The sequence below is a fragment of the Haemophilus influenzae genome, assembly GCF_900475755.1.
GTDB lineage: Bacteria > Pseudomonadota > Gammaproteobacteria > Enterobacterales > Pasteurellaceae > Haemophilus > Haemophilus influenzae_D.
The window spans coordinates 1,640,421-1,654,604 of record NZ_LS483411.1 but is presented as its reverse complement, the minus strand read 5'-3'; the positions used below and the strand labels follow the sequence as shown (position 1 = coordinate 1,654,604).

Genomic DNA, 14,184 nt, shown 5'->3' with positions numbered 1-14,184 from the left:
TTTTAACCTTCCTTCTCAATCTTATCTAAGACTTGACGCAAGATTGAACCGTATTCATATTTGCCTGGGCAAACGAAAGAGCATAACGCCAAGTCTTCTTCGTCTAATTCCAGACAACCTAATGCTTGCGCGCCATCAGTATCGCCCACGATTAAATCACGTAATAACAATGTCGGTAAAATATCCAACGGCATTACGCGCTCATAGCTACCGATTGGCACCATTGCACGTTCGCCACCATTTTCTGAAGTAGTAAAATTAAACAATTTTTTACTGAAGTGGCCTAATACGGTACGAGTCAAAGAATATTTATTGGCTTGTGGCATAATCCAACCAAAAAATTCTTTTTCATTACCTTCAGTGATTACTGATACTTGCAAAGCATAGCGACCTAAATAATCATGTGAATCTTTTGCTATTTGACCACAAAGCACCGAGCCAGAAATTACACGATTTTTACCCGCACTTAATTCATTTTGGGTTAATTGAGAAAGATTAGCACCGATTATTGTACGTACTAAACGAGGTTCTTTCACTTGAGGACCCGCAAGAGAAATTACTCGTTCTGCATAAAGTTCGCCTGTTGTAAATAATTTACCTACAGCGATCACATCTTGATAATTGATATGCCATACAGTTTTTTGAATACCGACAGGATCAATAAAGTGAATATGTGTCCCTACAAGACCAGCTGGATGAACACCAGTAAAATCATGAATCTGTAAATTTTCAAGATCAGCAGTTGGAATATTAGAATCGCTCGCTTTACATAAGTGTAATGGTTTTGAAGGGAATAAACGACTTAATACTGTTAAACCGTTAGTGAAGTCTTGCGAATATTCTTTTAATGCGACAGCAGGATCGGCTGCTAATGGATTGGTATCCATCGCGTTTACAAAAATAGAAGATGGTTCACTTTCAATGGATGGAACTTTACTAAATGGACGAGTACGTAATGCCGTCCACAAGCCAGATTCTATCAAGTTTTGTTTTACTTGTTCAGAAGAAAGTGTATTCAATTGTTCTGTGCTATATTTTGCAAAAGTGATTTTTTCATCACCTTCTACATTAATAACAACAGATTGTAATACACGTTTTTCGCCACGATTGATTGCAGTGATGGTACCGCTTGCAGGGGCTGTAAAAATTACACCAGGATTTTTTTTGTCTTCAAAAAGTACTTGACCTTTTTTCACAACATCGCCTTCGCGCACTTTCATTGAAGGACGCATCCCCACATACTCCTCACCTAGAATCGCAACTTGATTCACAGCGTTGCCGCTATGGATTACTTGTGCTGGTTTTCCCGCGATTGGGAGATCCAAACCTTTCTTAATTGTAATCATACTATTTGCACTACTTTTCAAGGTTAAAAATACAATTGCTAATATAGTAAAAATACCCTAGAAGCAATCTCACGTTTGAGTGTGACAAACCGCTAAAAAAACATTAATGTCACAAAATAAAAAACTCAAATGGATTGATTTCACAGTTAATAATTTTACCGAGAAATCGAATTTGGACTAAATTAAACGCCTTATTCTAGCGAAAATCTCTGTTTTTCGCTACTTAAACAGAGGGTTTTTTGTTAGAACTTTTTGCGATATATCAAAAATGTTACATTTTTATAACAAAATTAGCGACCAATACCTGCACATTTTGTTGAGTGCGGTACAGTTTCATTTTGTGCTTTCCATTCTTCTGGAGTGAATAAATGTAATGCTAATGCGTGAATACTATGATTTAATTCTTCGTTCAATAATTGATAAATACGCTGATGACGTTGTACTTTTCGAATATTTTTAAAGTCTGCGCTGACAATAACACATTTAAAATGTGATTCAGAACCTCGATTAGAGTGATGTAAATGGCTTTCATTTTCTATTGCTAAAAAGTGCGGTTGAAATTCTTGTTGAATTTTTTGCTCAATAATTTGTTGAATTGACATTATAAGTTCTCCACAAAAACTACAATGAAACGCTATACATTAATAAGGAAGTTTGTAAGAATAGCACAATTCTAATTGATTTATGGGGAAATCATGACATTAGTAAACAAAATTAAAACATTATCATCAGTATGTATTCTAGCGGCTACATTATTTCTTGCAGGCTGCCAAGCACAATCAAATATATTAGCATTCACACCTCCTGCGCCAAGTGCTTCAATGAATGTTAATCGAACTGCTGTTGTATCTGTTACAACAAAAGATAGCCGCGCAATACAAGAGATTGCGAGTTATACAAAATACGGGGAACTGATTAAATTAAATGCATCCCCAAGTGTTACACAATTATTTCAGCAAGTGATGCAGCAAAATTTAATTAGTAAAGGTTTTAGAATTGGGCAATTAAATGGTTCAAATGCGTGGGTAACAGTGGATGTGCGTGAATTTGCTACGCAAGTAGAACAAGGTAATCTTCGTTATAAACTCAATACCAAAATTCAAGCGACAGTTTATGTACAAGGTGCGAAAGGTTCGTATAATAAATCATTTAATGTCACGCGCTCACAAGAGGGCGTATTTAATGCGGACAATGATGAAATTCATAAAGTGCTATCTCAAACTTTTAATGATATTGTGAACAATATTTATCAAGATCAAGAAGTTGCGGTTGCGATTAACCAATATTCTAATTAATCGCATATCTACAGTGAGGAAGATTAAAACAATCTTCCTCTTTTTCTATGATGCCATTTCATTCTACATACTGGGCTCCACATAAAATCATTTCGGACTAATTATCTGTTTAAAAGAATAAAAAATATTCATAAAACCAATTACATCAATTTATAGCATTCTTTATAAAAATTAGGCAGAATACAAAAACTTTCAGTTTAAAAAAAAGGAGCAAATTATGGCTAAACATTATGATTATATTGCTATTGGCGGTGGCAGTGGCGGTATTGCGTCTCTAAATCGTGCTGCAAGCTATGGAAAAAAATGTGCAATCATTGAAGCAAAATATCTTGGCGGCACTTGTGTAAATGTCGGTTGCGTACCTAAAAAAGTGATGTTTTATGGCGCACATATTGCAGAAGCAATCAACAATTATGCGCCAGATTATGGTTTTGATGTTGAAGTGAAAAAATTTGATTTTTCAAAACTAATTGAAAGCCGACAAGCCTATATTGGTCGTATTCATACATCTTATAATAATGTATTAGCGAAAAATAATATTGATGTAATTAATGGTTTCGGAAAATTTGTCGATGCGCATACCGTCGAAGTAACACTTGCTGATGGTACAACAGAACAAGTAACCGCAGATCATATTTTAATCGCAACTGGTGGGCGTCCATATCGTCCAAATATTAAAGGACAAGAATATGGCATTGATTCAGATGGTTTTTTTGCATTAACCGAATTACCAAAACGTGCTGCTGTTATCGGTGCAGGCTATATTGCTGTTGAACTTTCTGGCGTATTAAACAGCTTAGGCGTGGAAACACATTTATTAGTGCGTCGCCATGCGCCAATGCGTAATCAAGATCCATTAATCGTAGAAACATTAGTGGAAGTGCTTGAGCAAGATGGTATTCAATTACATACCAATTCTACCCCATCTGAAATTGTAAAAAATGCAGATGGTTCACTTACAGTAAAATGTGATGGTCAATCTGATGTTACCGTAGATTGCGTTATTTGGGCTGCGGGTCGTGTGCCAGCGACAGATAAAATTGGCTTAGAAAATGCAGGCGTAGAAACGAACGAACGCGGCTATGTCAAAGTAGATAAATATCAAAATACTAATGTGAAAGGCATTTATGCGGTAGGCGATATTATCGAAAACGGTATTGAATTGACACCAGTTGCAGTTGCAGCAGGTCGTCGCCTTTCAGAGCGTTTATTTAATAATAAATCGACTGAATATTTAGATTACAGTTTAGTTCCAACCGTTGTATTCAGCCATCCACCAATTGGCACAGTAGGTTTAACTGAACCGCAAGCGATTGAGCAGTACGGCGCAGAAAATGTTAAGATATATAAATCCTCTTTCACAGCAATGTACACTGCGGTAACTCAACATCGCCAACCGTGCAAAATGAAATTAGTTTGTGTGGGTAAAGATGAAAAAGTTGTGGGTTTACATGGTATTGGTTTCGGTGTAGATGAAATGATCCAAGGATTTGCTGTAGCAATCAAAATGGGTGCAACAAAAGCTGATTTTGACAATACGGTGGCAATTCATCCAACAGGTTCAGAGGAATTTGTAACAATGCGTTAATTGTTCAAATGAAAGAAGAAAAAGGCAGTAAGGTTATTCTGCCTTTAAATAAGTAAAAAATATCTACTTTCAGGATTTGTTTCCGTCATTTATGGAAATAAATCCTGTTTATTTTTTATATGCCAAGATTTCGCCCATGCGAACAGGTTCGTTGACGCTTAAGTGATCGGCCAAACGCACTTGATTTGCTTGGAATAAATTAATTACTGTCGAACCAAGTTGGAACCAACCCATTTCTTGACCTTTCAATAATTTGACCGCACTTTCGCCTTCATAAGTCCAAGTTTTCACTTCGTTGTGGCGCGGTGGATTAATCACGCCCGCCCAAGTTGTGCCAATACTTGCGGTAATTGTTGCACCAACTAATACTTGTACCATTGTGCCAAACTCAGTATCAAAAACACAAATCACACGTTCATTACGCGCAAATAAATTGGGTATATGTTGGGCTAAAAATGGATTCACAGAGAACAAATCGCCCGGTACATAAACCATCTTGCGTAGCGTGCCATCGCACGGCATATGCACTCGATGATAATCACGGGGAGAAAGATAAGTAGTGGCAAATTCCCCATTTTTAAAGGTTTCCACTAATTCTTTATCTTCTGCCAGTAAGTCTTCTAGGCTGAAAAAATGCCCTTTAGCTTGTAATAAAAGAGTATCGTCAATATGACCGCACTCGCTAATGCGACCGTCTGCGGGTAAACAAAGTGCGGTAGGATTTTGATTGATTGGGCGTGCGTTTTCTTTTAACGGACGAATAAAAAATTCATTAAAACTTGCGTAATCAGAAAATTGTTCTTTTTGCGCAATGCTCATATCAATGTTATATTTTTTTGCAAAGGCTTTAATTACAAAACGTGTTATTTTTCCCCATTTTTGTTTAGCAAACCAGCCTGCAATTTGAGTTAAATAAATTTGTGGCATCACATATTGAAAGGCAACTTTTAGGCGTTGCCAATAAGAATTTGAAGTCATCATTATCTTTCCTTGTTAAAAAAGAGGCGTGATTATAGCAATTTTTGTTATAGTTCCAACCTTTTTAGTTACTGGATAATTTCCTTTATTGAGTTATCCAATAAAAAATGTGATTTCCCTTTGACTATCTTCGCAACAACAGGTAATATTCACGCCCTATGCAAAAGGTAAAACTACCCCTCACTGTTGATCCCGTAAAAGATGCTCAAAGACGGCTTGATTATGTTGGCTATTATGCTGCAAATCAGCTTGAGCGTTTGGCGGAATCAGTAGTAAATGTGCTTAGCGATGCACAGGTAACATTATCGTTTTATGTTGATCCACAAAAATTAGTGGTGATGAAAGGTAAAGTACAGGTTGATGTCGAGCTTGAATGTCAGCGGTGTAATTTGCCTTACAAACAAACATTGGAATGTGAGTTTACTTATAGTCCAGTGGCTAATTGGGATCAGGCTGATGACTTGCCCGAAATTTATGAACCAATCGAATTTAATGCGTTTGGCGAAATAGATTTAATTGGTGCAGTGGAAGACGAACTTATTTTAGCTCTACCGCTTGTCCCAATGCATTCATCTGAACACTGTGAAGTGTCCGCGCAGGAACAGGTTTTTGGCGAATTGCCTGAAGAATTGGCAAAAAAACCGAACCCGTTCGCTGTATTAGCTAATTTAAAGCAAAAGTAAATTAAATTTAGGAGTATAGCCAATGGCTGTTCAACAAAACAAAAAATCTCGTTCACGTCGTGATATGCGTCGTTCACACGATGCTTTAACAACTGCTGCTGTATCAGTAGATAAAGCAAGTGGTGAAACTCACTTACGTCACCACGTAACTGCAGACGGTTACTATCGTGGTCGTAAGGTGATCAATAAGTAATTTTTACTTATAGGTGTTCACTTGGGTCGTCTAACCTTAGTGTTAGATGTGATGGGCGGGGACGTAGGTCCCCGTATTACTATCTGCATTCCTTTAACATCGGAAAATAATCCGGTGTCGTCTTTTCTCTTACTTGGCGATAGTCCATAGATTTTTTTCCTTTTTAATTGCTTATCTTATTGAGTATGAATAGTAGAATTTTATCCACCGGTAGCTATTTGCCGAGCCATATTCGCACAAATGCGGATTTAGAAAAAATGGTTGATACATCAGATGAATGGATTGTCACTCGTTCTGGTATCCGTGAACGTCGTATCGCAGCAGCAGATGAAACTGTTGCAACAATGGGATTTGAAGCGGCAAAAAATGCGATCGAAGCTGCCCAGATTAATCCTCAAGATATTGAACTGGTTATTGTTGCAACAACAAGTCATTCACACGCTTATCCAAGTGCTGCTTGCCAAGTGCAAGGTTTATTAAATATTGATGATGCGATTTCTTTTGATTTAGCCGCAGCTTGTACTGGTTTTGTCTATGCCTTGAGCGTAGCCGATCAATTTATTCGTGCAGGCAAGGTGAAAAAAGCCTTAGTGATAGGCTCAGATCTCAATTCTCGTAAATTAGATGAAACAGATCGCAGCACCGTTGTGCTATTTGGTGATGGTGCGGGAGCGGTCATTCTTGAAGCGAGTGAACAAGAAGGGATTATTTCTACACATTTACACGCTTCAGCAGATAAGCATAATGCCCTTGTTTTAGCTCAGCCTGAACGTGGCGTAGAAAAATCTGGATATATCGAGATGCAAGGTAACGAAACGTTCAAATTGGCAGTTCGTGAACTTTCAAATGTAGTGGAAGAAACTCTTTTAGCAAATAATTTAGATAAAAAAGATTTAGACTGGCTTGTGCCACACCAAGCAAATTTACGTATTATCACGGCAACGGCTAAGAAGTTAGAAATGGATATGTCACAAGTGGTGGTTACGTTAGATAAATATGCTAACAACAGTGCAGCTACTGTGCCTGTTGCCTTAGATGAGGCTGTTCGAGATGGCCGTATTCAACGTGGGCAGTTACTATTATTAGAAGCCTTTGGCGGTGGTTGGACTTGGGGTTCAGCATTAGTGCGTTTCTAATTAGTTTGTTAGAATATGTAAGCGGTTTAAAAAGTGCGGTTAGTTTTGAATTCATTTTAAGAATAAAAAATATTTTGAGTTTTAACCGCACTTTAAATCGGATAAAGCACAAATTGGGTTTCCTTCTTTTTGCTTAATTTTTCTTTGGCGAGGCAAAGAAAAAGTAAGTCGCCATCGGCGAAATCCGATTTTAATTACCGAAGAAGAATTCTCAATTAAAAAACAATAGGACAAAACATAATGAAAAAATTCGCAATGGTATTCCCAGGCCAAGGCTCCCAAACTGTCGGTATGCTTGCTGATCTTGCCACCGAATATCCAATCATTACTGAAACATTTAAACAAGCATCTGATGCGCTTGGTTATGATTTATGGCATCTTGTTCAACAAGGCCCAGCTGAAGAACTCAATAAAACTTGGCAAACTCAGCCCGCACTTTTGGCAGCTTCAGTCGCTATTTATCGCGTATGGCAAGAGAAGTTTCCTCAATTAAAACCAGAAGTGATGGCTGGGCATAGCTTGGGGGAATATTCCGCACTAGTTTGTGCTGGTGTGTTGGATTTCCAAGATGCGATTAAATTAGTGGAATTGCGCGGAAAATTAATGCAACAAGCTGTGCCTGAAGGCACTGGTGCTATGTATGCGATCATTGGTTTGGATAATGAAGCGATTATTAATGCTTGTAAACAAGCAGAGGAAAGCGAAGTTGTATCAGCGGTGAATTTCAACTCTCCAGGTCAAGTCGTTATTGCGGGTGCGAAAGCGGCGGTAGAACGTGCAGCTGTATTATGTAAAGAAGCTGGGGCAAAACGTGCCTTGCCATTAGCTGTGAGTGTGCCTTCTCACTGTGCCTTGATGAAACCAGCAGCGGAGCAATTAGCGATAACACTTGAGAATATTCAAATTAATACACCAACAACATCGGTATTAAATAACGTTGATGTGAAAGCAGAAACTGCAGGTACAGAAATTCGTACCGCACTTATTCGTCAGTTATATAGCCCAGTTCGTTGGACTGAAACAGTTGAAAAAATGGCACAAGATGGCGTTCAAGTGCTTGTTGAAGTGGGACCGAGTAAAGTATTAAATGGTTTAACCAAACGCATTGTGAGTGATTTACAAGCGATATCTGTAAATGATGTTGCATCATTCAATGCCGTAGAAGAATTTTTAGCGTAAAAAGGAGAAAAAAATGCAAGGTAAAATTGCTTTAGTCACTGGAGCTACTCGTGGTATCGGTCGTGCGATTGCAGAAGAACTTAGTTCAAAAGGTGCGTTTGTTATCGGTACTGCAACCTCTGAAAAAGGTGCAGAAACAATTTCTGCATATTTAGGGGATAAAGGTAAAGGTTTAGTGTTAAATGTAACCGATAAAGAATCTATTGAAACTTTACTTGAGCAAATTAAAAATGATTTTGGCGATATTGATATTCTCGTGAATAACGCAGGTATTACTCGCGATAATTTATTGATGCGTATGAAAGATGATGAGTGGTTTGATATTATGCAAACTAACTTAACTTCGGTGTATCATCTTTCTAAAGCAATGTTACGTTCGATGATGAAAAAACGTTTTGGTCGTATCATCAATATTGGTTCAGTAGTCGGTTCAATGGGGAACCCCGGTCAAACCAACTATTGTGCGGCAAAAGCGGGTGTGATTGGTTTTTCTAAATCTTTAGCGAAAGAAGTGGCTGCGCGCGGTATTACTGTAAATGTGGTTGCACCTGGTTTTATTGCAACGGATATGACAGAAGTGCTTACTGATGAACAAAAAGCAGGCATTTTATCTAATGTTCCCGCAGGTCGTTTAGGCGAAGCAAAAGACATAGCTAAAGCGGTTGCTTTCTTAGCTTCTGATGATGCAGCTTACATTACGGGAACAACATTACACGTTAATGGTGGCTTGTACTTAAGTTAATGTCGTTTTGGCATTATGTTGATAGATTTTGAATAACAAAATCATAGCCAAAGATTTTAGATAATGTTAGAATCCTAAGTGCAATGTAACTTGGTTACGCCTTGAGCGTATGCAAAGGTACGTAACTATTTTTAATGTGTGTATTTAGATTGCCCATTTTGTGGTGCGACCAGACCATAAAATAGTTGCAAGTTAATAAAAAATACATACACTAACCGCTCTTTTATGAGTTAAAACCAACAAAATAGGAAAAACAAATGAGTATTGAAGAACGCGTGAAAAAAATCATCGTTGAACAATTAGGTGTTAAAGAAGAAGATGTTAAATCTGAAGCTTCTTTCGTTGAAGATTTAGGTGCGGACTCTTTAGACACAGTTGAATTAGTAATGGCTTTAGAAGAAGAATTCGATATCGAAATTCCAGATGAAGAAGCTGAAAAAATTACCACTGTTCAATCTGCGATTGATTACGTGCAAAACAATCAATAATTTTAAGTTGGGCGACGTTTTAAGTCGCCTAATTTTTTCCCAAAAATCCTCTTTAAAATTACCGCACTTTTCTCTTTTATAAAAAATTGATCTAAATTATCTTTTACTTAAAATCTTGGTTTAAACTTTAAAAAATTATTTAGTTATATGCCTAAAAAGAAGTATTATTTGCATAGTTTTTCATTTTTGAGGTGTTTATGCTTTACTTAGAATTTTTATTTTTACTATTAATGCTCTATATCGGTAGCCGTTACGGCGGTATTGGTTTAGGTGTGGTTTCTGGTATTGGATTAGCAATTGAAGTCTTTGTTTTTCGTATGCCAGTAGGGAAAGCGCCGATTGATGTTATGCTTATCATTCTTGCGGTAGTGACTTGTGCATCGGTGCTTGAAGCTGCTGGCGGTTTGAAATTTATGTTACAAATTGCTGAACGCATTCTCCGTAAAAATCCAAAACGTGTCACTTTACTTGGCCCATTAGTCGTCTATTTATTAACCTTTATGCTCGGTACTGGTCACTCTGTTTACACAATTATGCCAATTATCGGTGACATTGCATTGAAAAATAAAATTCGTCCAGAACGTCCAATGGCTGCATCTTCAGTGGCATCTCAATTAGCCATCACATCTAGCCCACTTTCTGCTGCAGTTGTATTCTATTTGGGAAAAATTACTGCAATGCCGGGATTTGAAAACATTAGTTTATTAGACATTATTTCTGTGACTGTTCCTGCAACCTTAGCAGGTACGATTGCGCTTTCCTTATACAGTATGCGTCGTGGCAAAGAGTTGGAACAAGATCCTGAATATCAAAGTCGTTTACAAGATCCCGTATGGCGTGAACGTATTTTAAATACCACAAGCACAACATTGAATGAAACCCTTCCGCAAGGGGCAAAAAAATCTGTTTACCTATTTTTACTTGCTTTAGTTGTGATTGTTGCGATTGCGATGATTCCTGAAATTCGCACTATCGGTAGCGGAAAAGCAATTTCAATGTCACTTATCATTCAAATGATGATGCTTTGCTTTGGTGGTGTGATTTTACTCGCAACGAAAACAAATCCTCAAATTGTGCCAAATGGCGTGGTATTTAAATCTGGTATGGTAGCAGCGATTGCAATTTATGGTATTGCGTGGATGAGCGACACTTACTTCAAATATGCAATGCCAGAATTTAAAGCTGCGATTACTGATATGGTGCAAACTTATCCTTGGACATTCGCATTGGCATTATTTGCAGTTTCTGTCGTAATTAATAGCCAAGCTGCGACTGCAGTCATGTTATTACCTGTGGGTATTGGCTTAGGTATTCCAGCACCAATCTTGGTTGGTTTAATGCCTGCAACTTATGCCTATTTCTTTATTCCAAATTATCCATCAGACATTGCAACAGTAAACTTTGACGTAACGGGTACAACAAAAATTGGTAAATATTATTTTAACCACAGTTTTATGGTGCCGGGTTTAATTGGGGTTGTTGTTGCTTGCTTGGTCGGTGTTTCTGTAGCGGAATTAGTGATTCGCTAATTTACACACAAACTAAATCCTTTTAATATAAAAGCACCTTTGAATGGTGCTTTTATTTTTATGACAACCTACATCGCCTACGGCAATATAAATCAACCTTTTTCTTTGGAATCCTTACCCGATGAACTGATTCCAGAAAATCTATATCAAACTGAAACGGATAGCTCGCGTGTTTTTCAGCGTCATCAGTGCCGTCGGCTTGCTCACTTATTACTTTTCCAACTTTTAAAAATATCTAGAAAATCCACCGCACTTTTATCTCAAATTCATCGTACTGAAAGTGGCAGACCTTATTTTCTTGATGAGCGAATAGATTTTAATATTAGTCATTCTGGTGATTGGGTGGCGGTAATATTAGATATTAGAAATGAAGAAAAAAGTGCGGTGGGAATTGATATTGAATTTCCTAAAATAAGAAATTTTACGGCGTTGATGGAACATATTGCACCAAAAGAAGAAATTGATTGGTTTCATCATCAGCAGGATTCTTTGAACGCTTTTTATCGTTGTTGGTGTTTACGAGAAGCTGTATTGAAATCTCAAGGATTTGGGATCGTAAAATTATCCAATGTTCGTCATTTCCCTGAACAACAAAAAATTTTTTCGGATTATTGTCCGCAGGGGCAGTTGTGGTTTACTGATGAACTCTCTATTTATTTAGCTGCGTTTGTCAATCATCAAGAAAAATTACCGCACTTTTATGAATGGAGTGGGGAAAGTTTACAGATAAAAGAACTTCAAAAATGCGTTTTTTATGATGTGAATTAATCAAGAAAATCCTTGTGTAAAATCAAGGATTTTTTATTGCCTAAAAATTCTTGTATTTTCATAGACGTGCCCCATTTATTTAGCTAAACTCTTAACAATTTTTTGACAAATGGAGAATGAAATGTCACAGAACGGTTCAGATCGCGATCCTTGGAGTAAACCAGGGCAGAGCAACGACCAACAGCCGGGAAATTCATCCAACAATAATGGATGGAATAATAACCAAAATCGTGGAAATCAAGAGCAATCTCCGCCAGATATTGAGGAGATTTTTAATAATCTGCTTAAAAAATTAGGCGGTGGAAATAAAAAGAGCGGTCAAAACAATGGTAGTTCTCAAAACAGTACTCCATTTAATTTTGGCAAAGTTATTCCACTTGCTGTAGCGATTGGTGCGATTATTTGGGGCGTAAGCGGTTTTTATACTATTAAAGAGGCTGAACGCGGTGTGGTGCTTCGTTTTGGCGAGTTACATTCTATTGTTCAACCCGGTTTGAACTGGAAACCAACATTTGTAGATAAAGTATTGCCAGTAAATGTGGAGCAAGTAAAAGAGTTGCGTACACAAGGTGCAATGCTGACTCAAGATGAAAATATGGTAAAAGTGGAAATGACCGTGCAATATCGCGTGCAAGATCCTGCAAAATATCGTTTTAGCGTAACAAATGCAGATGATAGTTTGAATCAAGCGACAGATAGTGCATTACGTTATGTTGTTGGGCATATGTCTATGAATGATATTTTAACCACAGGTCGCTCTGTCGTGCGTGAAAATACTTGGAAAGCTTTGAATGAAATTATCAAATCCTATGATATGGGACTTGAGGTTATTGATGTGAACTTCCAATCTGCGCGCCCACCTGAAGAAGTAAAGGATGCGTTTGATGATGCAATTAAAGCACAGGAAGATGAACAACGTTTTATTCGTGAAGCGGAAGCCTATGCGCGTGAGAAAGAACCGATTGCACGCGGTGATGCGCAACGTATTCTTGAAGAAGCAACAGCTTATAAAGATCGTATCGTGTTAGATGCAAAAGGTGAAGTGGAACGTTTGCAACGCTTGTTGCCAGAATTTAAGGCTGCACCAGATTTACTGCGTGAGCGTTTATATATTCAGACGATGGAAAAAGTGATGGCAAATACCCCAAAAGTAATGCTTGATGGCAATAATGGTAATAATTTAACTGTGTTACCGCTAGAGCAAATTATGGGCAAAAAATCGGTAACAAGTGCGCCAAGTGCGGTCAATTCTTCGCCTGCTTTTACTGCGCCAGAACGTCAAAATTCTTATCAGCCTCAGCCGACTACCGTTGCGCCGATTCGTCAAGGGAGATTTAACTAATGCGTAGATTTTTATTACCTGTTATTTTCGTGATTGCGGCAGTGGTTTATTCTAGCATCGTCGTTGTAACGGAAGGTACGCGTGGCATTATGTTACGATTTAACAAAGTACAGCGTGATGCCGATAACAAAGTGGTTGTATATGAACCGGGCTTGCATTTTAAAGTGCCTTTAATTGATAGCATCAAAGTTTTAGATGCGCGTATTCGTACTTTAGATGGATCTGCAACACGTTTTGTTACTGTTGAGAAAAAAGATTTGCTAGTGGATTCTTATGTGAAATGGAAAATCAGTGATTTTGGTCGATTCTACACGTCTACTGGCGGTGGCGATTATGCCCAAGCTGCAAATTTATTAAGTCGTAAAGTAAATGACCGTTTACGTTCTGAAATTGGTTCACGCACGATTAAAGATATTGTTTCTGGTACACGTGGAGAATTAATGGAAGGGGCAAAAAAAGCTTTAAGTTCAGGACAAGACAGTACGGCAGAATTAGGTATTGAAGTGATCGATGTGCGTGTAAAACAAATTAATTTACCAGACGAAGTCTCTTCTTCGATTTACCAACGTATGCGTGCAGAACGTGATGCAGTGGCGCGTGAACATCGTTCTCAAGGGAAAGAAAAAGCAGCATTTATTCAAGCTGATGTAGATCGCAGAGTGACGTTAATTCTTGCTAATGCAAATAAAACTGCACAAGAATTACGAGGTTCAGGCGATGCAGCGGCGGCAAAATTATATTCAGATGCTTTTGCTCAAGAACCACAATTCTTTACGTTTGTGCGTAGCTTAAAAGCCTATGAAGCGAGTTTTGCAAATTCTGACAATATAATGATTTTAAAACCAGATAGTGATTTCTTCCGCTTTATGCAGGCACCGAAAAAATAGATTTTAATTTGATAAAAACACCTTCCTCGT

The 14,184-nt window shown here is 37.8% G+C and carries 15 protein-coding genes and 1 pseudogene; 13 read left to right on the top strand and 3 right to left on the bottom strand.

The window, feature by feature from the left end:
* Positions 1 to 2: 2 nt before the first annotated feature.
* Together DQN24_RS08085 and DQN24_RS08080 are read right to left on the bottom strand one after the other, a co-directional pair.
* Positions 3 to 1,346 (bottom strand): Na(+)-translocating NADH-quinone reductase subunit A, encoded by a 1,344-nt coding sequence (locus DQN24_RS08085; protein WP_111695681.1) that lies wholly within the window; start codon positions 1,344 to 1,346, stop codon positions 3 to 5.
* 290 nt (positions 1,347 to 1,636) lie between these two features.
* Positions 1,637 to 1,948 (bottom strand): BolA family protein, encoded by a 312-nt coding sequence (locus tag DQN24_RS08080; RefSeq protein WP_111695680.1) that lies wholly within the window; start codon positions 1,946 to 1,948, stop codon positions 1,637 to 1,639.
* 93 nt (positions 1,949 to 2,041) lie between these two features.
* On the opposite strand from DQN24_RS08080, the gene DQN24_RS08075 reads away from it, so the two are divergent.
* Together DQN24_RS08075 and gorA are read left to right on the top strand one after the other, a co-directional pair.
* Positions 2,042 to 2,641 carry a YajG family lipoprotein gene (locus tag DQN24_RS08075; protein ID WP_111695679.1) on the top strand — a complete coding sequence of 200 codons (600 nt, stop codon included), beginning with the start codon at positions 2,042 to 2,044 and terminating at the stop codon, positions 2,639 to 2,641.
* A 217-nt stretch (positions 2,642 to 2,858) separates the two neighbouring features.
* On the top strand, positions 2,859 to 4,229 hold the full coding sequence (gene gorA, locus DQN24_RS08070; RefSeq protein WP_111695678.1) for a glutathione-disulfide reductase: 1,371 nt from the start codon (positions 2,859 to 2,861) through the stop codon (positions 4,227 to 4,229).
* 108 nt (positions 4,230 to 4,337) lie between these two features.
* On the opposite strand, the gene asd is transcribed toward gorA, so the two are convergent.
* Positions 4,338 to 5,207, bottom strand: a complete 870-nt coding sequence (gene asd / locus DQN24_RS08065; protein WP_172453999.1) for an archaetidylserine decarboxylase — start codon at positions 5,205 to 5,207, stop codon at positions 4,338 to 4,340.
* Positions 5,208 to 5,365: 158 nt separating this feature from the next.
* Between asd and yceD the strand changes: the two genes are divergently transcribed.
* From yceD to hflC, 11 genes and pseudogenes are all read left to right on the top strand, one after another.
* Entirely contained in the window at positions 5,366 to 5,890 is a 525-nt protein-coding gene (yceD, locus tag DQN24_RS08060; RefSeq protein WP_050846791.1) for a 23S rRNA accumulation protein YceD, read from the top strand.
* A 22-nt stretch (positions 5,891 to 5,912) separates the two neighbouring features.
* Positions 5,913 to 6,083 (top strand): 50S ribosomal protein L32, encoded by a 171-nt coding sequence (gene rpmF, locus DQN24_RS08055; RefSeq protein WP_005544470.1) that lies wholly within the window; start codon positions 5,913 to 5,915, stop codon positions 6,081 to 6,083.
* 21 nt (positions 6,084 to 6,104) lie between these two features.
* A pseudogene (locus DQN24_RS09175) lies at positions 6,105 to 6,227 on the top strand (phosphate acyltransferase); the annotation flags it as partial.
* 41 nt (positions 6,228 to 6,268) lie between these two features.
* Positions 6,269 to 7,219 (top strand): beta-ketoacyl-ACP synthase III, encoded by a 951-nt coding sequence (locus DQN24_RS08050; protein ID WP_054249362.1) that lies wholly within the window; start codon positions 6,269 to 6,271, stop codon positions 7,217 to 7,219.
* 240 nt (positions 7,220 to 7,459) lie between these two features.
* The gene (gene fabD / locus DQN24_RS08045) at positions 7,460 to 8,398 is read left to right on the top strand and encodes an ACP S-malonyltransferase (protein WP_054249363.1); all 939 of its coding nucleotides are present in this window, start codon (positions 7,460 to 7,462) and stop codon (positions 8,396 to 8,398) included.
* A gap of 13 nt (positions 8,399 to 8,411) precedes the next feature.
* Entirely contained in the window at positions 8,412 to 9,140 is a 729-nt protein-coding gene (gene fabG, locus DQN24_RS08040; protein WP_054249364.1) for a 3-oxoacyl-ACP reductase FabG, read from the top strand.
* A gap of 257 nt (positions 9,141 to 9,397) precedes the next feature.
* Positions 9,398 to 9,628, top strand: a complete 231-nt coding sequence (gene acpP / locus DQN24_RS08035) for an acyl carrier protein (RefSeq protein WP_005627318.1) — start codon at positions 9,398 to 9,400, stop codon at positions 9,626 to 9,628.
* A 197-nt stretch (positions 9,629 to 9,825) separates the two neighbouring features.
* Positions 9,826 to 11,157, top strand: coding sequence for an anaerobic C4-dicarboxylate transporter (locus tag DQN24_RS08030; protein ID WP_054249365.1), 1,332 nt, complete (start codon positions 9,826 to 9,828; stop codon positions 11,155 to 11,157).
* A gap of 60 nt (positions 11,158 to 11,217) precedes the next feature.
* Positions 11,218 to 11,925, top strand: coding sequence for a 4'-phosphopantetheinyl transferase family protein (locus tag DQN24_RS08025; protein ID WP_041175299.1), 708 nt, complete (start codon positions 11,218 to 11,220; stop codon positions 11,923 to 11,925).
* Positions 11,926 to 12,046: 121 nt separating this feature from the next.
* Positions 12,047 to 13,267: an FtsH protease activity modulator HflK gene (hflK, locus tag DQN24_RS08020; protein ID WP_041175300.1), complete on the top strand. Its 1,221-nt coding sequence runs from the start codon at positions 12,047 to 12,049 to the stop codon at positions 13,265 to 13,267.
* A complete protein-coding gene (gene hflC / locus DQN24_RS08015; protein ID WP_021034947.1) occupies positions 13,267 to 14,154 on the top strand; it encodes a protease modulator HflC in 888 nt (295 codons plus the stop codon). The genes hflK and hflC overlap by 1 nt, the downstream gene beginning before the upstream one ends.
* The last annotated feature ends 30 nt before the right edge of the window (positions 14,155 to 14,184 follow it).

What these genes read in the sequence shown, in the direction of transcription:
- DQN24_RS08080 (WP_111695680.1), bottom strand. Translation starts at nt 1,948, where the DNA reads ATGTCAATTCAACAAATTATTGAGCAAAAAATTCAACAAGAATTTCAA.
- DQN24_RS08050 (WP_054249362.1), top strand. Translation starts at nt 6,269, where the DNA reads ATGAATAGTAGAATTTTATCCACCGGTAGCTATTTGCCGAGCCATATT.
- acpP (WP_005627318.1), top strand. Translation starts at nt 9,398, where the DNA reads ATGAGTATTGAAGAACGCGTGAAAAAAATCATCGTTGAACAATTAGGT.
- asd (WP_172453999.1), bottom strand. Translation starts at nt 5,207, where the DNA reads ATGACTTCAAATTCTTATTGGCAACGCCTAAAAGTTGCCTTTCAATAT.
- fabD (WP_054249363.1), top strand. Translation starts at nt 7,460, where the DNA reads ATGAAAAAATTCGCAATGGTATTCCCAGGCCAAGGCTCCCAAACTGTC.
- yceD (WP_050846791.1), top strand. Translation starts at nt 5,366, where the DNA reads ATGCAAAAGGTAAAACTACCCCTCACTGTTGATCCCGTAAAAGATGCT.
- DQN24_RS08075 (WP_111695679.1), top strand. Translation starts at nt 2,042, where the DNA reads ATGACATTAGTAAACAAAATTAAAACATTATCATCAGTATGTATTCTA.
- hflC (WP_021034947.1), top strand. Translation starts at nt 13,267, where the DNA reads ATGCGTAGATTTTTATTACCTGTTATTTTCGTGATTGCGGCAGTGGTT.
- DQN24_RS08025 (WP_041175299.1), top strand. Translation starts at nt 11,218, where the DNA reads ATGACAACCTACATCGCCTACGGCAATATAAATCAACCTTTTTCTTTG.
- DQN24_RS08030 (WP_054249365.1), top strand. Translation starts at nt 9,826, where the DNA reads ATGCTTTACTTAGAATTTTTATTTTTACTATTAATGCTCTATATCGGT.
- hflK (WP_041175300.1), top strand. Translation starts at nt 12,047, where the DNA reads ATGTCACAGAACGGTTCAGATCGCGATCCTTGGAGTAAACCAGGGCAG.
- gorA (WP_111695678.1), top strand. Translation starts at nt 2,859, where the DNA reads ATGGCTAAACATTATGATTATATTGCTATTGGCGGTGGCAGTGGCGGT.
- fabG (WP_054249364.1), top strand. Translation starts at nt 8,412, where the DNA reads ATGCAAGGTAAAATTGCTTTAGTCACTGGAGCTACTCGTGGTATCGGT.
- rpmF (WP_005544470.1), top strand. Translation starts at nt 5,913, where the DNA reads ATGGCTGTTCAACAAAACAAAAAATCTCGTTCACGTCGTGATATGCGT.
- DQN24_RS08085 (WP_111695681.1), bottom strand. Translation starts at nt 1,346, where the DNA reads ATGATTACAATTAAGAAAGGTTTGGATCTCCCAATCGCGGGAAAACCA.